The organism is Pseudoalteromonas sp. S2893, assembly GCF_005887105.1.
GTDB classification, from domain to species: domain Bacteria; phylum Pseudomonadota; class Gammaproteobacteria; order Enterobacterales; family Alteromonadaceae; genus Pseudoalteromonas; species Pseudoalteromonas atlantica.
Genome location: NZ_PNCY01000029.1, coordinates 44,185 through 64,743, shown reverse-complemented (window position 1 = coordinate 64,743; position 20,559 = coordinate 44,185). Strand labels below are relative to the sequence as shown.

The window sequence follows — 20,559 nt, the reverse complement described above, 5'->3', positions numbered from 1 at the left end:
CTCAGCAATTGCTGAGCTTTTTTAATGTTAGCGTATTATTTATACAGAAACAGGTTCAGCCGCTAACTCTTTTGGATTTGGGCCATAATCGTTCTCACCTTCATGTGAGTCTTGCGCAAGGAATACAATTATAACAATCCAGCCAATGATTGGCACTAACCAAAGTAGCTGCCACCAGCCAGAACGGCCAGTATCGTGTAAACGGCGTGCGCCAGCGCTCAATTGCGGAATTAACAGTGCCAAGCTATAGATAGTACCAATTACAGCTACACCCATAAGCTCATCAACAACACCTAGTACTATGCTGATTAATAAATTTATTAAGTAAAACATCCAAAATGCTTTACGGCGATTACGTCCTGAAAAATCTGCGTAGCTACGCAGCGCGTTCATATAATGTTCCATTACAATTCCTTAGTGTTAGTTTTTATATTCCCTAGCGGGTTAATTTTATTACCTTTTAGTAACATTTGTATCTTAATTAAAAACACCGCGCTTTAAAACAAAAAACCAGCAAATTGCTGGTTTTTTTGTCAGTTTAATTTTTAACTCATACCCATCATCATCGCCGATGGACTTTCTAGGTACGATTTCCACAAATTATTAAAGCGCGCAATTGTACCGCCATCAATAACACGGTGATCCCCAGACCAACTCACTTGCATAATAGCTTTGCTAACAACTTGGCCGCTTTCATCAAAGCGCGGTAAGTGTTGTAACTTCCCTAATGCTACAATAGCAACTTCTGGCTTATTAATAATCGGGGTCGCAATAGTGCCGCCAATTGCCCCAATATTTGAAATGCTAATGGTGCCCCCTTTTAAGTCATCTGGCGCTACGCGCCCCTCGCGTGCTGCATCAGTTAGGCTTGTTAAACTGTTTGCAATTTCAACAATACTCTTAGATTGGCACGATTTAATATTAGGCACTAACAAACCCACTTTTGAATCCACTGCTACCCCAATATTATGATCGTCAAAGTAGGTAAGCTCAGTGCAATCATCATTTACTTTAGAATTAAGCACTGGGTACTCTTTCATCGCAAGCGATAACGCTTTGATAAAAAATGGCATCATAGTGAGCTTTACACCTTGCGCTTTATACTGCTCTTTTAAACTCGCTCGCAGGGCAATTAATTGCGTTAAGTCTATCTCGTCACTAAAGGTAAAGTGAGGGATTGTAGAGACCGAGGCCATCATTTGCTTTGCCATAGCCGCTTTAATGCCTTTAATTGGCTCTGCTCGCATACCACCGTTTTGTGTTTGTGGCGATTGTGGCTCTTTATTTTGAGTAACACTGTTTTTAGTAGTAGCACTGCTAAGTGGTGATGTATCTATTGTGTTAGGTACCTCACCTTTAATAAATTCTTCTATGTCTTGTTTATAAATGCGGCCATTTTTACCGCTGCCCGGTACGCACGTTAAATCAACATCAAGCTCCCGCGCTTTGCGCCTTACAGCTGGAGAGGCAACCGCTTTTTTATTAACAACTTTATTTGCTGTTGTTTGCTGCGTTGCTACAGATTTATCTGCCGCTTTACTTTGTGCTTTTACAACGGCTTCGTTTACATCTACATTTGGTTTAGCTGTACTGCCGGCTATGCTCATTTGAAATAACGGGCTATGTACCTGAGCAATTTCACCTTTTTGATAGTAAAGCTTTTGCACTGTACCTGTGTATTTAGCCGGAATTTGTACAAGAGCTTTGTCGGTCATTACATCACACACAGCCTGATCTTCTTGTATTTCATCGCCCTCGGCCACTAGCCAATCAACAATTTCACACTCAACAATCCCCTCACCAATATCTGGAAGAATAAAATCTTCTAAATGCTCTGACGATGCGTTGTCGCTTTGTGTATTTTGCACTTGTTCTGTGTGTGTTTCATCGCTTTGGCTTTGCTCATCGGCTACATTCATAGCAAACAAGGGTGCATGAACCTGCGCTATCTCCCCTTTTTGATAATACAATTTAGTGATTATGCCATCGTGCACAGCCGGTATTTGCACTAGGGCTTTATCGGTCATCACGTCACAAATGGGTTGATCTTCTTTTACTGTGTCACCCTCTTGTATTAGCCATTCAACCACTTCGCACTCAACAATGCCTTCACCAATATCGGGTAATATAAAATCTTTAGCCATGGTATCCCCTAAAAATCCATTGATTGTTTAATTGCGGCCATTACTTTTAGCGCATCAGGCACATATTCTTTTTCAAGTGCTAATGGGTAAGGTGTATCTAATCCACATACACGCATAATAGGTGACTCAAGGTGTAAAAAGCACTCTTGCTGAATAGTCGCCGCAATTTCGGCACCAAAGCCATTGGTAATAGGCGCTTCGTGGCTTATCACTAAACGTCCTGTTTTAGTGACCGACTTAGCAATTGTCTCAACATCCCAAGGTAATATGCTTCTAAGGTCAATCACCTCACAACTAATGCCTTGTTCATTGGCTTGTTTTGCTGCGTTTTCAACAATTTCCATTTGCGCGCCCCACGCAAGTACAGTGATATCTGTACCTTCTTGTACTACTTCGGCTTTACCCAGCTCAATGGTGTAATCATCCTCTGGTACTTCGCCGGTAGAAGCGCGGTATAAACGTTTAGGCTCGAAGAAAATAACGGGGTTATCGTCTTTAATACTTGCTCGTAGTAACCCTTTTGCTTGGTACGGGTTACGCGGTACCACTATTTTTAGCCCTGGCGTATGGGCAAAGTATGCCTCTGGCGATTGTGAGTGATATAAGCCCCCCGCAATACCGCCACCATACGGTGTGCGAATCGTTAAATTGCCCACGTTAAATTCATTACCACTGCGGTATCTAAACTTGGCAGACTCATTAACTATTTGGTCAAATGCCGGAAAAATATAATCAGCAAATTGTATTTCAGCAAGTGCAGGTGCGCCAAACGCGGCTAAGCCATTGGCAAAACCTAAAATACCTTGCTCTGTAAGCGGTGTGTTAAATACGCGGTGTTTACCGTACTTTTCTTGCAAACCTGAGGTCGCTCTAAAAACACCACCAAAATAGCCAACATCTTCACCAAAAATACACGCCTGAGGGTGCTCATTCATGGTGATATCGAGCGCAGAATTAATTGCGTGTAGCATGTTCATTTTAGCCATTACTTAATTCTCCCTGCTGTGATTGGGTACGCATCTGGGTGCTGCTTTATATGTGCTTTTAAATCGTTATATTGGCGCTCAAGTGAAGGAATTGGCGTATCGTAAACATCTGATATGAGCTCTTCAAGCGCTGGCTTTTGCACTTTTTCAGCACGTTTAAGGGCGGCTAAAATATCTTCACGAATAGTGTCTTTCGCTTTATCATCGTCCTCTTCGTTTAACCACTCTTGTTTGATCAACCATTTTTTAAATTTATCAATTGGGCAAACTTTATGCGTGGCCTCTTCATCTTTTGAGCGGTAACCACTTGGGTCATCTGAGGTTGAGTGAGCACCTAATCTGTACGCTATTGATTCAATTAATACCGGCTCGCCCTGCGTTGCTGTAATTTCGCGGGCCTTTTGTGTTGCTGCAAACACGGCTAATGCATCTGAGCCATCAACTCGTATGGTTTTAATGCCATACCCTACGCCTCGCGATGCTATACCATCGCCTTTAAATTGCTCATCTGCAGGTGTTGATATTGCATACCCGTTATTACGTGCAAAAAATATAACAGGGGCTTTGTGTACCGCAGCCATATTTAAACCCGCATGAAAGTCACCTTCAGATGCTGCGCCCTCACCAAAGTAACAAATAGTCACATTATCTATGGTGCTTGCAAGTTCGCCGGTTTTTGCGTCAATGTGTTTTACTTTTTGCCCGTAGGCATACCCTGTAGCTTGAGGAATTTGCGTACCGAGGGGCGATGATATGGTCATATAATTTAATTCTTTTGAACCATAATGAATCGGCATTTGGCGGCCTTTTCCTAAATCTAACTCATTAGAAAACATTTGATTCATAAATTGGTCAAGCGTAAATCCGCGGTAATGCAAAGCGGCTTGCTCGCGGTATTGCGCCATAATCATGTCATCTTGATCAAGTGCGGCAGCAGAGGCAGTAACAGCGGCTTCTTCACCTAAACATTGCATATAAAAGCTTACGCGGCCTTGGCGCTGCGCCCCTTGCATCCGCTCATCGAGTAGGCGAATAAAACGCATTGTTTCGTATAGTTTAATCGCTGTGTGTTTAGAAATAGTCGGTGCGGTAGCACTAGGATGAATGTCGCCGTCCTCAGTTAAAATACTAAGGGTTGGAATAGTTAGCGCATGACCGTCTATAAACTCGAGGTCGTGGTTAATATTCAGCGATACGTTATTTGGATTACTCATAACCTACCTTCTCTTGTTGTCTGTGATACAGCGCCCCTTTTAAGTTTTTATTATGGGTGAGGCTTGCGAATAAACTTTGCAGCATCTGCGCTGTATTTAATTAAAGCTGCCACCACCTTACGTTAACGTAAGATGTTATTCAACAAGTGTAAGACGAAACAAAAGTAAAATACGATTAAAAATATGGAAAGTTAACTGTACGCATTTATTAAACTAATAAAAACATACAGTTAAATATTTAAGATGAGTGGTCTGATGAGTTTTATTAGACGAAATTACTATCTACTTGCATAGGAATAACGGTAAGCAGTGCCCTTTGCCCAAGTGCAACGTGCGCATTTGGAAAAATAATAGCTTCGCCTTCCACATCGGCATAATAAGGGGTATCGCCGTCTGTTGCTAGCAACTCACCTTTAGCAAACCCTGTGAAATTTTCTGCATCATCAGAAAACGGAAAGCTAAAGTCCTGCTGCGTTCTATTAATTGTGCGATGCACGGCAAACAGCTCAAAGTCACTTGCATTAAATTGAGGGTATTGCACTTCTTTTTGGCTAATTAATGCAGTTAGCGTTTGCTTGGTTTTTGCAAAGCGAGCCATGTCGTTTTCACCAAACGGTTTAACTTGACCCAGTTCAACGGTAAATGAATCAGCGCCATGAACAAACGAAGAATAGTAACTGAATGTGGTTGCCGGTGATTTCATCATCAATACGGTATTTACACCGCAGCTAAGTAAAAATTGTAACTGCGATTTTTTCCATGGTTTACCATGAAGATAAGGATAAACAGCAAATTTTTCATTTTTTGAGCCACGTATAGCAGTATGTAAATCATAATGATAACGTGCACTGCCTTGCTCACCCCGTGTAAAAAAGTCAGTTACATACTCTTCTAGTTTTGCTGCGCGTGTGCGCTCGTCATTCATTGGCACACCTTTAACAGTGTGGTGGCCGTTAAACAAACGGTTTAGGTTTTCTTCTACAAAACGCAGGCCAATATTTATTGATTTTGGATTACCAAATATAAAGAGCACACGCTGATTTAATGCAAGCTCACCTTTTATTATGGTTTTTATTAGCTCGTCACATATTTCTATAGGTGCGGTTTCGTTACCGTGTACAGCGCTTGAAAGCACAACATCTTTTGTTGTTGTGCCCTGTGGTTGAAATTCAATAACGCCTGTATCGTGAACGGTTACGCGCGTTCCATTTTCTAAAGCAAATTCACTTGCCTCTAAATGCCATTCATTATCGCGACTGAGTGTTAAAAAATCGCCGCTATTTATTAGTTCATTTAAATAATCTGGTTTGGCTAACATGATAAGCCCTTTTATAGTGTGAGAGATACAAACAAAAACGGCTGAATAAATCAGCCGTTTTTAAATAGTGTAAGCCGTGTTAGCTGATCACAGAATCAACTAATTGCTTCGCTTCTTTTTCTAATAGTGCTAAATGCTCTTCACCTTTGAAAGACTCAAGATAAATTTTATAAATATCTTCAGTACCAGAAGGACGTGCTGCAAACCAGCCGTTTTTTGTCACTACTTTTAAGCCGCCAATGGCCGCATCATTGCCAGGGGCATGAGTCAGTTTTTGTAAAATAGGTTCACCAGCTAATGTATCGGCTTTAACATCGCTTGCACTAAGTGCTTTTAAACGTGACTTTTGCGCACTGCTAGCAGGGGCATCTAAACGCTTATATAGTGGAGAGCCAAATTCTTGCTCTAGCTCTTTATAAAGCGCTGATGGTGTTTTACCTGTTACTGCGAGTATTTCAGCTGCAAGTAACCCCATAATAAAGCCGTCTTTGTCGGTACACCATACACTGCCATCAAATCGTAAAAACGCAGCACCAGCACTTTCTTCGCCACCAAAGGCAAGCTTACCTTTGTTTAAGCCATCGACAAACCACTTAAAGCCAACCGGCACTTCTTTAACTTTACGCTCATTACGAGCTACTACGCGGTCAATCATTGAGCTAGAAACCAGCGTTTTGCCAATTTCTACACTGCTGTCCCAATCGCGGTGTTTTAATAAATAATCAATCGCTACAGCTAAAAAGTGATTAGGATTCATTAATCCATCTGGGGTAACAATACCGTGGCGGTCGTAATCTGGGTCGTTGCCAATAGCAATATCAAAGTCATCTTTTAATTTAATTAAATTAGCCATTGAGTAAGGTGATGAGCAATCCATACGGATTTTGCCATCTTTATCAAGTGGCATAAATGCAAAACGCGGATCAACACTGTCGTTTACTACGGTTAAATCTAAATTATATTTTTGCGCTATTAATGGCCAAAAGTTAATACCAGAGCCACCTAGCGGGTCAATACCTACTTTAATACCCGCATCGCTAACGGCTTTTAAATTAACGATATTTTCTAAGTCGTTAATGTATGGCGTCATTAGGTCTTCGTATTTAATAAACCCTGAACGCGATGCTTTAGCAAATGGAAACAGCTCAACTTCTACTAAATCTTCTAATAGTAATTGATTTGCTCTGTCTTCAATCCATTTAGTTACGTCGGTATCTGCTGGGCCGCCGTTAGGTGGATTGTATTTAAAGCCACCGTCTTCTGGCGGGTTATGTGAAGGCGTTACCACAATACCATCGGCTAATTCGTTAGGATTTAATTTGTTATGGCAAACAATAGCATGGCTAATGACAGGGGTTGGCGTGTAATCGTGATTTTGCTGGGTGATTACTTGCACCTCATTAGCCACTAATACTTCTATGGCAGAGTTAAAAGCAGCTTCACTTAATGCATGGGTATCTTTACCTAAAAAAAGCGGACCAAAAATGTCGTTTTGCTTTCTGTAGTCACAAATAGCTTGTGTAATGGCTAAAATATGAGATTCGTTAAACTTAACATCGTAAGAGCAACCACGGTGACCCGACGTACCAAAAGCAACACAATGCTCTGGGTTTTGCTCTAAGTCTGGCTCATTTAAGTAATAAGCCGATACCAGTTTTGGTACGTTAACTAAAGTTGAATGTGGCGCAGTTTTCCCAGCACCTGAATGAATAGCCATGTTTATTTCCTTACAAGTAATCGCGAATTTCTTCTGCTTGCTCTGCTGAATAACCTAAGCACAGCGCAACCTCGTGTAGCATCATTTTTTTACGTGTCGTGTTTGAATTTGTCATTACCCAGTACTCACTGTCGGTAATGTTTTTAGGGTTCATACTACTGCCGCTATTAACTAAGTCTTCTTTGCTGGTTGCAAAGTAAACGCGGTCGCGCCCTTTTATATCAAGCACAGCACTAAACTCTTTTTTATGCGTTCTATAAAAAGCACTTAAAATAAATAAAAACCTGCCTACCACCCCTTTTTGCATTGCTAGTTCTTCTTTATTTAGAATATTAAATACATTAGCGTTTGTTTGCTTCACGGGTGTGACAGCCTCTTGCTCTTGGCTGTCTTTAGTAGCTGGCGTGTCGTCAAGTGAGGCTAGAGTAGCTGTTTGGTTGTTTTGATTGTTCTTAGCAACGGGAGTGTTGTCATCACCGTTTAGATTTAATAAACGACGTAAAATAGTGGATGCGCTTTCGCCAATACTTTGTGTATTGCTAGCAATATACTGATATAACTCGTCGTCTATGTCGATTTGTTTCATGTTGTTCCTGTCATTACGGGCCACATTTTTTCTTTCCCCGTGATTATACCCAAACCAAATATAAATGCGAGTTACAACAAGCACTCGCACAAACATAACCTATAAACGCGCTAATAAAGGTGTGTTGATTATTTGCTTATAAACCCAATGTAGTAATTAACAGCTTTTAAAAATACTACCCATATTTTTATCTCCATTAGGCTGGTAACACCAAATAGCCCATAACTGGCGTAAAAATAAACGGTGTTACCCCATAAAAGGCGCGTGCAGAGCAGTTAACCGTTATATCTTTTGCTTTTTAGGGGAATGCTCGGCAAACTAAGCCAAAATTTTAGGAGGCGGTCATGCTATTAAACTATAAACAATATGGTGAAGGTCCGGATGTAGTGATCATTCATGGTTTATTTGGCTCTTTAGAAAACCTAAATGTTATTGCAAAACCATTGAGCGAGCACTTTAGGGTAACTAATGTAGATTTGCGTAACCATGGCGCTTCACCGCACAGTAATGAAATGAACTACCCTGCAATGGCCGCAGATATTGTTGAGCTAATGAACGCGTTAAATATTAACAATGCGCACCTTATTGGCCATTCAATGGGCGGTAAAGTGGCGATGGAAGTGGCGCTAATGCATAGCCAAAAAGTAAATAAGCTGGTGGTACTTGATATTGCCCCAGTGAGTTACCCTGCCCGCCACACACAAATTATTAATGCACTAAAAAAAGTGGCAACTAGCCAGGTTACTGATAGAAAACAAGCCGATGCTATTATGAGCGAGTACATTAATGAGCTAGGTGTTAGGCAGTTTTTACTAAAAAGCTTAGCTAAAAATGACGATGGACAGTACAAATGGCGATTTAATTTAGATGTACTTGATGAAAAATATTCGACAATCACCGCCAATGTTAATGAAAACAATTCTTGTTTGTGCGATACTTTGTTTATCAAAGGCAACGATTCTGATTACATACTGCCAGAATACCGCGATGAAATAACAAAGCGCTTTAAAAATACACGAGCAAAAATTATACACGGTGCAGGACATTGGCTTCATGCACAAAAACCCGCTGCAGTTAATAAAGCAATAAATGACTTTTTAACAGAGCTTTAATGCAATTTTAATCATGTGTTTTTGGTTATCCGTACTAAATTAATGCATATTTATATGCTATAGTACGCGCCGTTTAATTTAAAGGTTATACGTTGATGGTCAGTCAGTTTATTAACGAATTTGATACCCTAGGGTTGTACTTTGGCTTAGCCGGTATTTTTGTATTCATCGGCCTGGCAATTAAAGACGTACTTAATAGTGGTAACGTACCTAAGTTTGGTCGCTACATTGTGTGGGGCGTCCTCTTTTTAGGGTGTTCTGGCTTTATTGCGAAAGGACTTATACAAGTTTTTTGGCAAGGTGCAGGTGTAGGTTAGGCATGGCGAAGTCAGAAACAGATAGAACAACTCCCGATTTATTTGAATACGAAAAGCGCCCAGGCAGGCCTAAAACGAACCCTTTACCAAGGGATATGCAGTTAAAGGTTAATAAACGTAATCAAATAAAACGAGATAAAGCACGCGGTTTAAAGCGTGTAGAATTTAAAGTTTCATCACAGTTATATCAGGCACTGAGTGATATGGCAGATGCACAAAATATTAGCCGTAGTGCGCTGATTGAAACAATTTTACAAGAAAGATTGGCTATTGATAGATAAAAGGTTTGAAGTCCATGGCAAGTGTAGGCATTTTTTTCGGAAGTGACACAGGTAATACAGAACACGTAGCAAAAATGATCCAAAAAGAATTGGGTAAAAAGCTTGTGGCTGTACACGACATTGCAAAAAGCTCTAAAGAAGAGATTGCAGAGTTCGATTTAATCTTATTCGGTATTCCTACTTGGTACTACGGTGAAGCACAATGTGATTGGGATGACTTTTTCCCTGAGCTTGAAGAAGTAGACTTTGAAGGTAAGTTAGTGGCTATTTTTGGTTGTGGCGACCAAGAAGACTACGCAGAATACTTTTTAGACGCTATGGGTATGATCAACGATATCGTTACCGAGCGCGGTGCTATTGTGGTTGGCCATTGGTCTAGTGAAGGCTACGACTTTGAAGCATCTAAAGGTATGGCTGATGACACGCACTTTGTAGGCTTAGGTATTGATGAAGACCGCCAACCTGAATTAACAGAACAACGTGTTAAAGCATGGTGCGCACAAGTATATGATGAAATGTGCTTAAGCGAACTAGCAGACTAATCTCCCCCCCTTTTATCGCTAACTGTTTAAATAATTATCAAACAGTTAGCGACTTTAGAATTAATAGCAAAATTGATCAATTGTTCTTTGCACTCAGTGCTTAGGCGCGTTATCCTTGTTATTGCTAATGTGTCGTGTGCATCTGTAAGAGATGTCTAGTATAACCAAACAAATTTGAGACAGATTTAATGACTGATCATAACTTGGAACTTAAAAAAGCCGGTTTAAAAGTAACTTTACCGCGTATTAAAATCTTAGAAATTCTACAATCTCCAGATAACCAACACATCAGCGCTGAAGATGTATACAAAATTCTTTTAGATTTAGGTGAAGAAATTGGTCTTGCGACTGTTTACCGTGTATTAAACCAATTTGATGACGCAGGTATTGTAAGCCGTCACCATTTTGAAGGCGGAAAGTCAGTATTTGAACTTTCTGGCAGCACTCACCACGACCACCTAGTGTGTTTAAAATGTGGTAAAGTTGTTGAATTTGAAGATGACTTAATTGAACGTCGCCAGTTAGAAATAGCCGAAGAAAACGGTATTACACTAACAAATCACTCTTTATACCTATACGGTGAGTGTCAAGACAAAGCAGCGTGTAAAGCATTTAGCGATTCAAATAGCTAATAACGCGCTATAGTAATAAAAAAAACCTGCTATTGCAGGTTTTTTTGTGCTTAAAATTAAACATTTAAACTGTGTTTAATACCAATTTGCAATAATGAGATATTATGCAAATTGGTATTATAAAAGCGTTACTGCTTCTCGATTTTAGCCCATGAATCTCTAAGACCAACCGTTTGGTTGAATACTAAATTTTCTGACTTTGTATCACGTGAGAAATAGCCAGTACGCTCAAACTGAAAGCCTTGAGCCGGTTCGGCTTTAGCAAGCGATGCTTCAAGTTTTGCATTTTCTAATACAACTAACGAATCAGGGTTAAGTGTCGATTCGAACTCTTCAGCTGCACCTGGGTTTGGTACATTAAATAAACGGTCATACAATCTAACTTCTGCATTAACCGACTCAGGCGCAGAAACCCAATGAATAACCCCTTTTACTTTACGACCGTCACTTGGGTTTTTACCTAGTGTTTCGTTGTCGTAAGTACAGTAAATAGTGGTAATTTCACCATTTTCATCTTTTTCTACACGCTGTGCTTTAATTACATAAGCACCACGTAAGCGTACTTCTTTATCAAGAACTAAGCGTTTAAATTTATTATTCGCTTCTTCGCGGAAATCTTCACGCTCAATGAAAAGCTCACGAGTAAACGGTACTTCACGACGCCCCATTTCTTCTTTATTAGGGTGGTTAGCTACCGACAATGTTTCTACTTTATCTGCATCAAAGTTTTCTATTACCACTTTAACTGGATCGAGTACTGCCATTGCACGTGGTGCGTTTTCATTTAAGTCTTCACGGATACACGCTTCAAGCATGCCCATTTCAACCATGTTTTCTTGCTTAGTCACACCGATACGTAAACAGAACTCACGTATTGAAGCCGGTGTATAACCACGACGACGTAAACCAGCAATAGTTGGCATACGTGGGTCATCCCACCCTTCTACATAGTTATTTACAACTAAGTCGTTTAGCTTACGCTTAGACATAATTGTGTATTCAAGATTTAAGCGCGAAAACTCAATTTGCTGTGGGTGGCATTCAAGGCTGATGTTATCAAGTACCCAGTCGTATAAACGACGGTTATCTTGAAACTCAAGTGTACACAATGAATGGGTTATCCCTTCAAGCGCATCAGAAATACAATGTGTGAAGTCATACATTGGGTAAATGCACCACTTGTCACCTGTTTGATGGTGATGAGCAAAACGAACGCGATAAATAATTGGATCGCGAAGCACCATAAATGAGCTTGCCATATCAATTTTAGCGCGTAGCACACACTCACCTTCTTTGAATTCACCCGCGCGCATTTTTTCGAACAATGCGAGGTTTTCTTCTACTGAGGTGTCTCTGTATGGGCTATTTTTACCCGGCTCTTTTAACGTACCGCGATACTCACGTGCTTGATCGGCCGTTAAAAAACAAACGTACGCTAAGCCTTTTTCAATAAGCTCTACTGCATAGCCGTATAGGGTATCAAAATAGTTTGACGAATATTTTATCTCACCACTCCAGTTGAAGCCTAACCACTGCACGTCTTCTTTGATTGAATTAACGTAGTTAATATCTTCTTTTTCTGGGTTTGTATCATCAAAACGTAGGTTACATAAACCATCGTAATCTTTTGCAATGCCAAAATTCAAACAAATTGATTTTGCATGGCCAATATGTAAAAAGCCATTAGGTTCAGGTGGAAAACGTGTATGCGTAGTTGCATGTTTGCCACTTGCTAAATCTTCATCAATTCGAGTTCTTATAAAGTTACTTGGGCGATTCTCAATTTCCGCCATAGGAGTGCGATCCTCTGAATATTCGTGATAACAAAACTAATGCATTATTACAAAAACAAACACTAACATACAGCACTAGATGCGGGTTTATTCTAGTTATTATGGCAATGGTGCATTAGTTTATTACTTAAATTTGTTTTAGCGCAATATTTGAGTCATGAAAGGCATTTATAGTACCTAAACTTAAGCTCCTTAAAAGGATTCAAAGATGGCCAGTTCTACACAACACAGAGTCTATATACCAACAAATGCGCGAGCTAATCACTATTTACTCGCTGAAATTACACCCACTGATAACTTTTACACTAGTTTTAGCGATATCGATAGTTGCTATACCCGCATTGCCAAGCAACTATTTGCAAGCTGTGATGAATACGAGCTACATAATGTACACCTACTCGCTAACGACAAATTACCCGTTGTCAGATTTCATGATGAGTCGTATCAATTAGAAACAGCTAAGCAAATGTTGTTTTTTTACAACCCGCGTTACCACGAGGCGCACAAACTACACTACACCCCTGCTTTTAAAAGTAAAAAAATTCGCTTGTTATTTTTAGCCACCGGTGATGATTTACGCGCAAGCTCGGCACAATTTCACAGCAGGGTGCAAAAAGTATTAGATAATTTACAAACACAATTATTTATTGAACAACCCCAGTTTAAGCTTCGCGATCATCAGCATTTAACCTATGACTTATTTACCAAGAGCAAAGGCTGTAACCAAAGTTACGGCTACAAACTTAGAAGCCTATACCCTCGTTATTTAGCTCGCCAATGTAAAATACCCGCCGAGCATGCAGAAATGACCTATGCAACGTTTTCTATACCGGTTTCGCGTGGCATTAAAACGCAATTTCAAAGCTTAATAAATAAAAATAATTACACTGAGTTTTATAACTACTTTGCCCAATCATTTAAAGGGTGCTGCGAGCGATACGAATTATCTCACGGCGCTATGGTTGCTAATGGTGCAAGGCCCATAGTGCGTAATAGCCAAATAGATAAAAATGATGGGAATTCAGAATTGCAAAAAATAAGTTTTGATGTGAATGGCACAGCCACGCAAATACATATTTTTTTCAATGCTGAAAAATTAGTTGAGTCACTACATTTTGTGATTGTTGCCACCCATAAAGATAAACATGAAATGGGCTATGGCCGCTTTATGAATCAAGTAGAAAAAACAATACACGCTATGTGCTCAGAGCTGGCAATAAATAAAGAACGACAAGATTTATCAGTACGGTTTTTTCAACACATTAGTTACCCATACTAATTTTTTAGCCAATAACAAAAAGGCTCGCAAATGCGAGCCTTTTTAAAGATTAAGCAAACTGATTACCAGCCTGTTTTCTCTTTAAGTGCTTTACCGATATCAGCAAGTGAACGTACAGTTTGTACGCCAGCAGCTTCTAGTGCAGCAAATTTCTCATCAGCAGTACCTTTACCGCCAGCGATGATTGCGCCAGCGTGACCCATACGCTTACCTTCTGGTGCAGTTACACCAGCAATGTAAGAAACAACAGGCTTAGTTACGTTAGCTTTAATGTACTCTGCAGCTTCTTCTTCTGCAGTACCACCAATTTCACCAATCATTACGATTGCTTCAGTTTGTGGATCTTTTTCGAACATTTCTAGCACGTCGATAAAGTTAGTACCTGGGATTGGGTCGCCACCAATACCAACACACGTAGACTGACCAAAACCAGCGTCTGTAGTTTGTTTAACTGCTTCGTACGTTAAAGTACCAGAGCGAGAAACAATACCTACTTTACCAGGCTTGTGGATGTGACCAGGCATGATACCAATCTTAGTCTCACCAGGAGTGATAACACCTGGACAGTTAGGACCAATCATACGAACACCAGAGTTATCAAGCTTAACTTTAACGTCAACCATGTCTAGTGTTGGGATACCTTCAGTGATACAAACAATTAGCTCGATGCCCGCATCGATAGCTTCTAAGATTGCATCTTTACAGAACGGTGCTGGTACGTAGATAACTGACGCTGTTGCGCCTGTTTCTTTAACTGCATCGCGTACTGTGTTGAATACTGGAAGACCAAGGTGCGTTTGACCGCCTTTACCTGGGCTTACACCACCAACCATTTGTGTACCGTACTCAAGCGCTTGCTCAGAGTGGAAAGTACCTTGGCCACCAGTGAAACCTTGACAGATAACTTTTGTATCTTTATTGATTAATACAGACATTATTTGCCCTCCGCAGCAGCTACAACTTTCTCAGCAGCGTCTGTTAGTGATTCAGCAGCGATGATATCTAGGCCAGAGTTCTTAAGAACGTCACGACCTAATTCAGCGTTAGTACCTTCTAAACGTACAACTACAGGCACGTTTACACCTACTTCTTTAACTGCGCCAATGATACCTTCAGCAATCATGTCACAACGTACGATACCACCAAAGATGTTAACTAAAACAGCTTTTACGTTATCGTCAGAAAGGATGATTTTGAATGCTTCAGAAACACGCTCTTTAGTCGCGCCACCACCAACATCTAGGAAGTTAGCTGGCTTGCCGCCGTGTAGGTTTACGATGTCCATAGTACCCATCGCTAGGCCTGCACCGTTAACCATACAACCTACGTTACCATCTAGTGCTACGTAGTTAAGCTCGAAGCTTGCTGCGTGAGCTTCACGTGCATCTTCTTGAGATGGATCGTGCATTTCACGGATTTTTGGTTGACGGTAAAGTGCATTACCATCGATACCGATTTTGCCGTCAAGACAGTGAAGGTTACCTTCGTCTGTGATTACTAACGGGTTGATTTCAAGAAGAGCGAAATCAAAATCGTTGAACATGTTGCCAAGACCCATAAAGATCTTAACGAACTGCTTCATTTGTGTAGGGTTAAGACCCAATTTAAAACCTAACTCACGTGCTTGGTAAGCTTGAGGACCCACTAATGGATCGATCTCTGCTTTGTGGATAAGCTCTGGAGTTTCTTCAGCAACAGTTTCAATTTCAACACCGCCTTCAGTAGACGCCATAAAAACAACTTTGCGAGAAGCACGGTCAACAACTGCACCTAAGTACAATTCGTTAGCGATATCTGTACAGCTTTCTACTAAAATTTTAGCAACAGGCTGACCATTTTCGTCTGTTTGGTAAGTAACTAAGTTTTTACCTAACCAGTTTGCAGCGAATTCTTTTACTTCTTCGATTGTTTTAACTAGCTTAACACCGCCAGCTTTACCACGGCCACCTGCGTGAACCTGAGTTTTAACAACCCACATATCACCGCCAATTTTTTCGGCAGCTGCTGCAGCTTCTTCAGGTGTATCGCAAGCGAAACCTTGAGAAACTGGTAAACCATATTCGGCAAAAAGTTGTTTTGCCTGATACTCATGCAAATTCATGATGCTTTATCCAATTTTTTATACTAAAAGAGCTGAATATTTATGCAAATAAACAGCTATCCCAAATTGCGCACCTAGTATAGATCCCAAGGCTTAACATGAAAACCCCAGTAACACCAAAGGCGCAAAAAAAAAGCTGTGAATTGTCATTCACAGCTTATATTTCATACTACTCGATTAAACATCCAGTAATAAGCGAGTTGGATCTTCAAGTAACTCTTTAATAGTCACTAAGAAACCAACAGATTCTTTACCATCAATTTGGCGATGATCGTAAGATAGTGCCAAATACATCATAGGAAGAATTTCAACTTTACCATTTACAGCCATAGGACGCTCTTGGATTTTGTGCATACCCAAGATTGATGACTGTGGTAAGTTAATAATAGGCGTAGAAAGTAACGAACCAAATACACCACCGTTAGTAATGGTAAAGTTACCACCTGTCATATCGTCAAGTGTTAGTTTACCATCACGGCCTTTAAGGGCTAATTCACGAATACCTTTCTCGATTTCAGCAACAGATAGTTTGTCGCAATCTTTAAGTACTGGTGTAACTAAACCACGTGGTGTAGATACAGCGATGCTGATATCAAAGTAATTGTGGTAAACAATATCGTCACCATCAATTGATGCATTTACGTCAGGGAAACGCTTAAGTGCTTCAGTTACTGCTTTCACGTAGAAAGACATAAAGCCTAAACGAATACCGTGACGCTTCTCGAATACTTCTTGGTATTGCTTACGAAGGTCCATGATAGGTTTCATGTTTACTTCGTTAAATGTAGTTAACATTGCTGTTGAGTTTTTCGCTTCTAATAAACGATTAGCAATGGTTTTACGTAAGCGCGTCATTGGTACACGTTTTTGTGTACGGTCACCCATAGGTGCAGCAGGCGCTGAAGCAGCTTCTTTTTTAGCAGCTGGAGCAGGTGCTTTTAAGAAAGTATCAACGTCTTCTTTAGTTACACGGCCGTTTTTACCTGTGCCTTTAATTTTAGACGCATCAAGCCCTTTTTCAGCGATTAAACGACGTACAGACGGCGTTAACACATCTGAGCTATCGTTAGACTCACTTGCAGCAGGCGCTTCTTCTGCTTTAGCTGCAGGTGCCGCTGGAGCGCCGCCCGCTTTAACGTTACCAATAACTTGTTCGCCAAGTACAGTATCGCCTTCTGCGTTTAGTTGCTCGCCCATGATACCGTCTTCTTGAGCTACTACTTCAAGAACAACTTTATCAGTTTCAATATCTACCAAGTTTTGGTCGCGAGTTACCGCTTCACCTGGTTGTACATGCCATGTAGCAATTGTTGCGTCTGCAACTGATTCTGGAAGTACAGGTACTTTAATGTCCACTTCTTTACCTTCTGATGCTGGAGCTGATTGCGCCGCAGGCGCGTCTTCTGATTTTTCAGGTGCGGCTTCTTCTTTAGCCGGAGCACTGTCACTTGCTGGTGCTGCATCAGCATCACCAAGTAAACCGATAACTTGGTCGCCAAGTACCGTTGCACCTTCTTCTTGTGATATTTCAGTAATTACACCGTCATTTTGTGCAACCACTTCTAAAACCACTTTATCTGTTTCAATGTCTACTAAGTTTTGGTCACGGCTTACTTTGTCGCCTACACTTACATGCCATGTAGCAACGGTAGCATCTGCAACCGACTCAGGAAGAACAGGAACTTTAATTTCTGTGCTCATTGCTTATCCTTTCTTTTGTATAGTAAGCGCGTCTGCAACGAGCGCTTGTTGTTCTTTAGTATGTACTGACATGTAACCACACGCTGGAGATGCCGACGCCTTACGCCCTGCGTAAGTCAATTTAGCACCCTGTGGGATTGCATCAATAAAGTGATGTTGCGAACAGTACCAAGCACCTTGGTTTTGTGGCTCTTCTTGACACCAAACAAAATCAGTAACGTGTTGGTAACGTTCCATAATCGTGTCCATTTCTGCATGTGGGAACGGGTATAACTGCTCCACACGTACAATAGCAATGTTGTCTTGCTCAAGCTTACGACGCTCTTGTAATAGTTCGTAGTAAACTTTACCACTACAAAATACTACGCGTTCTACTTTCTCAGGGTTAATATCATCGATTTCGTCGATCATATTATGGAATACACCTTGTGAAAGTTCTTCAAGTGAAGATACCGCAAGTGGGTGACGAAGTAGTGATTTTGGTGTCATTACAATCAATGGACGACGAAGTGGTCTAACTGATTGACGACGAAGCATAGCGTAAACTTGTGCAGGTGTTGAAGGAACACATACTTGCATGTTGTGATCAGCACAAAGCTGTAAAAAACGCTCTAAACGTGCAGAACTATGCTCTGGACCTTGACCTTCATAACCATGCGGAAGCAAACATGTTAAGCCACATAAACGGCCCCACTTTTGCTCACCAGAGCTTAAGAACTGGTCAAATACGACTTGTGCACCATTTGCGAAGTCACCAAACTGGGCTTCCCAAAGGACTAATGATGTAGGTTCAGCTGTTGCATAACCATATTCAAAAGCAAGTACCGCTTCTTCTGATAAAACAGAATCAAATACTTCAAAAGTACCTTGGTCTTCACTTAAATTTTGAAGAGGGAGGTAAGTTGAACCATCTGACTGGCTATGTACTACAGCATGGCGGTGGAAGAAAGTACCACGCCCTGAGTCTTGGCCAGTTAAACGTATATCTGTGCCTTCAGAGGCAATTGTTGCATAAGCAAGTGTTTCTGCCATACCCCAATCTAGTGGTTTTTCGCCACTTGCCATAAGCTTACGGTCATCGTAAATCTTTTTAACACGAGACTGTGCTTTATATTGCTCAGGGAACTGCGAAACTTGTTCGCCAAGTGCTTTTAGCTTATCTACCGGTACGCTTGCGTCGTACTCAACATTCCACTCATGGCCAACATATTTTGCCCAATCAGATGAGTGCGAAGTTTCTGGCTGAATTTCTTCAACAACACAGTTACCTTCATCTAAGCCGTTACGGTATTCATCAGCTAATGCTTTAATTTCACTCTCAGTGAATGAGCCTTCAGACATAAGTTGATCAGCGTAAATTAAACGTGGAACCGCATGCTTTTTAATTTTTTGGTACATAAGAGGCTGTGTTGCATTAGGCTCATCAGCTTCGTTATGACCATGGCGGCGATAACATACTAAATCGATTACTACGTCACGTTTAAACTGGTTTCTAAAATCAAGTGCAAGTTGTGTAACAAATGCAACGGCTTCAGGGTCATCAGAGTTAACGTGGAAGATTGGTGACTGAACCATTTTAGCAATGTCAGTACAGTAATCTGTAGAACGTACGTCGTCTTGTTTTGAGGTTGTAAAACCAACTTGGTTATTTACAACAATACGGATACTACCACCACATGAGAAGGCATTTGTTTGCGACAAGTTAAATGTTTCTTGTACAACACCTTGGCCTGTAATCGCAGAATCACCGTGGATAGTAATAGGTAATGCTTTGCTACCTGAACTGTCACCTAAACGGTCTAAACGCGCTCTTACTGAGCCCATAACCACAGGGTTAACAATTTCTAGGTGAGAAGGGTTAAACGCAAGTGCCATATGAACATTGCCACCTTTGGTCGCAAAGTCAGATGAATAACCCATATGGTATTTAACGTCACCAGAGCTTAACGTGTCTTTGTGTTTACCAGCAAACTCATCGAATAACTCAGATGGGTTTTTACCTAACACATTAACTAGTACGTTTAAGCGACCACGGTGGGCCATACCAATAACTGCTTCTTTTTGCCCGCTTTCGCCAGCACGGTGAATAAGTTCTTTAAGCATAGGAACTAACGCATCACCACCTTCAAGTGAGAAACGCTTAGCACCTGGGAACTTTGCACCTAAATATTTTTCAAGACCATCTGCTGCGGTTAATCCTTTAAGGATACGCAGTTTTTCTTCTTTAGAAAAAGTAGGTCGTGATTGAACAGATTCTAAACGCTGTTGTAACCAACGCTTTTCTTCTGTTGATGTGATGTGCATATACTCAGCACCAATAGAACCACAATAGGTGGTTTTAAGTGCCTGATATAGTTCACCTAAAGGCATAGTATCGCGGCCTACGGCAAACGATCCTACGTTAAATTCGCGGTCAAAATCAGCTTTAGATAAGTCGTGGTATTCTAGCTCTAAATCTCGAACACGCTCTCGTTGCCAAATGCCTAATGGATCTAGGTTAGCATTTTGGTGTCCTCGAAAGCGGAAAGCATTAATAAGTTGTAGTACTTTAACCTGTTTAAGGTCACCGCCACTACCCTCTGCTACCACTACCTCTCTATGCTTGTTTTTAGCAAGCGCCGCAAACTGTGAACGAACTTCTGAATGCTTTACTTCAACATCCACACCATCTACTTTTGGTAATTGTTCGAACACTTCTCGCCATTCTTCTGGCACAGAAGTCGCATCATCTAAATACGCTTCATAAAGCTCTTCTACATAAGCAACGTTGCCGCCGTTTAAATGTGAAGATTCTAGCCATGCCTTCATCACACCTTCGTGCATTTATAAGCCCTTT

Annotated in this window: 18 protein-coding genes; 6 read left to right on the top strand and 12 right to left on the bottom strand. The window is 40.8% G+C overall.

The annotated features are described in order from the left end of the window. Nucleotides 1-39: 39 nt before the first annotated feature. The 7 genes from CWC04_RS13520 to seqA all read right to left on the bottom strand — a co-directional run bounded on the left by CWC04_RS13520 (nt 40) and on the right by seqA (nt 7,965). A complete protein-coding gene (locus tag CWC04_RS13520; RefSeq protein WP_054982556.1) occupies nt 40-405 on the bottom strand; it encodes a DUF805 domain-containing protein in 366 nt (121 codons plus the stop codon). A 140-nt stretch (nt 406-545) separates the two neighbouring features. Further along, nucleotides 546-2,144 (bottom strand): dihydrolipoyllysine-residue acetyltransferase, encoded by a 1,599-nt coding sequence (locus CWC04_RS13515; protein WP_138685664.1) that lies wholly within the window; start codon nt 2,142-2,144, stop codon nt 546-548. An 8-nt stretch (nt 2,145-2,152) separates the two neighbouring features. Next, complete coding sequence (locus CWC04_RS13510; RefSeq protein WP_138685663.1) at nt 2,153-3,130, bottom strand: alpha-ketoacid dehydrogenase subunit beta; 978 nt, start codon at nt 3,128-3,130, stop codon at nt 2,153-2,155. Further along, entirely contained in the window at nt 3,130-4,344 is a 1,215-nt protein-coding gene (locus tag CWC04_RS13505; RefSeq protein WP_138685662.1) for a thiamine pyrophosphate-dependent dehydrogenase E1 component subunit alpha, read from the bottom strand. The genes CWC04_RS13510 and CWC04_RS13505 overlap by 1 nt, the downstream gene beginning before the upstream one ends. Before the next feature lie 265 nt (nt 4,345-4,609). Beyond that, complete coding sequence (astE, locus tag CWC04_RS13500; protein ID WP_138685661.1) at nt 4,610-5,662, bottom strand: succinylglutamate desuccinylase; 1,053 nt, start codon at nt 5,660-5,662, stop codon at nt 4,610-4,612. A 79-nt stretch (nt 5,663-5,741) separates the two neighbouring features. After that, complete coding sequence (gene pgm, locus CWC04_RS13495; protein WP_138685660.1) at nt 5,742-7,379, bottom strand: phosphoglucomutase (alpha-D-glucose-1,6-bisphosphate-dependent); 1,638 nt, start codon at nt 7,377-7,379, stop codon at nt 5,742-5,744. Nucleotides 7,380-7,389: 10 nt separating this feature from the next. After that, a complete protein-coding gene (gene seqA, locus CWC04_RS13490; RefSeq protein ID WP_138685659.1) occupies nt 7,390-7,965 on the bottom strand; it encodes a replication initiation negative regulator SeqA in 576 nt (191 codons plus the stop codon). 344 nt (nt 7,966-8,309) lie between these two features. On the opposite strand from seqA, the gene CWC04_RS13485 reads away from it, so the two are divergent. The 5 genes from CWC04_RS13485 to fur all read left to right on the top strand — a co-directional run bounded on the left by CWC04_RS13485 (nt 8,310) and on the right by fur (nt 10,849). Further along, the gene (locus CWC04_RS13485) at nt 8,310-9,077 is read left to right on the top strand and encodes an alpha/beta fold hydrolase (RefSeq protein ID WP_138685658.1); all 768 of its coding nucleotides are present in this window, start codon (nt 8,310-8,312) and stop codon (nt 9,075-9,077) included. A gap of 95 nt (nt 9,078-9,172) precedes the next feature. Further along, nucleotides 9,173-9,394: a DUF2788 domain-containing protein gene (locus CWC04_RS13480; protein WP_004586672.1), complete on the top strand. Its 222-nt coding sequence runs from the start codon at nt 9,173-9,175 to the stop codon at nt 9,392-9,394. A gap of 2 nt (nt 9,395-9,396) precedes the next feature. Further along, nucleotides 9,397-9,675, top strand: a complete 279-nt coding sequence (ybfE, locus tag CWC04_RS13475) for a LexA regulated protein (RefSeq protein ID WP_004586673.1) — start codon at nt 9,397-9,399, stop codon at nt 9,673-9,675. A 14-nt stretch (nt 9,676-9,689) separates the two neighbouring features. Next, the gene (fldA, locus tag CWC04_RS13470; protein ID WP_004586674.1) at nt 9,690-10,217 is read left to right on the top strand and encodes a flavodoxin FldA; all 528 of its coding nucleotides are present in this window, start codon (nt 9,690-9,692) and stop codon (nt 10,215-10,217) included. Between the two features lie 188 nt (nt 10,218-10,405). Continuing rightward, complete coding sequence (gene fur, locus CWC04_RS13465) at nt 10,406-10,849, top strand: ferric iron uptake transcriptional regulator (protein ID WP_004586675.1); 444 nt, start codon at nt 10,406-10,408, stop codon at nt 10,847-10,849. A 128-nt stretch (nt 10,850-10,977) separates the two neighbouring features. Here the strand turns inward: fur and glnS are convergent, their stop codons facing one another. Continuing rightward, nucleotides 10,978-12,642, bottom strand: coding sequence for a glutamine--tRNA ligase (gene glnS, locus CWC04_RS13460; RefSeq protein ID WP_054982561.1), 1,665 nt, complete (start codon nt 12,640-12,642; stop codon nt 10,978-10,980). A gap of 208 nt (nt 12,643-12,850) precedes the next feature. Between glnS and CWC04_RS13455 the strand changes: the two genes are divergently transcribed. Further along, nucleotides 12,851-13,921 carry a DUF3083 family protein gene (locus tag CWC04_RS13455; RefSeq protein WP_138685657.1) on the top strand — a complete coding sequence of 357 codons (1,071 nt, stop codon included), beginning with the start codon at nt 12,851-12,853 and terminating at the stop codon, nt 13,919-13,921. 62 nt (nt 13,922-13,983) lie between these two features. Here the strand turns inward: CWC04_RS13455 and sucD are convergent, their stop codons facing one another. The 4 genes from sucD to CWC04_RS13435 form a co-directional block, all read right to left on the bottom strand. Then, on the bottom strand, nt 13,984-14,856 hold the full coding sequence (sucD, locus tag CWC04_RS13450; RefSeq protein ID WP_004586678.1) for a succinate--CoA ligase subunit alpha: 873 nt from the start codon (nt 14,854-14,856) through the stop codon (nt 13,984-13,986). Then, on the bottom strand, nt 14,856-16,022 hold the full coding sequence (sucC, locus tag CWC04_RS13445) for an ADP-forming succinate--CoA ligase subunit beta (protein ID WP_004586679.1): 1,167 nt from the start codon (nt 16,020-16,022) through the stop codon (nt 14,856-14,858). The genes sucD and sucC overlap by 1 nt, the downstream gene beginning before the upstream one ends. A 177-nt stretch (nt 16,023-16,199) precedes the next feature. Further along, nucleotides 16,200-17,723: a 2-oxoglutarate dehydrogenase complex dihydrolipoyllysine-residue succinyltransferase gene (gene odhB / locus CWC04_RS13440; RefSeq protein WP_024033546.1), complete on the bottom strand. Its 1,524-nt coding sequence runs from the start codon at nt 17,721-17,723 to the stop codon at nt 16,200-16,202. Nucleotides 17,724-17,726: 3 nt separating this feature from the next. Further along, nucleotides 17,727-20,546, bottom strand: a complete 2,820-nt coding sequence (locus CWC04_RS13435) for a 2-oxoglutarate dehydrogenase E1 component (protein WP_138685656.1) — start codon at nt 20,544-20,546, stop codon at nt 17,727-17,729. Nucleotides 20,547-20,559: the final 13 nt, after the last annotated feature.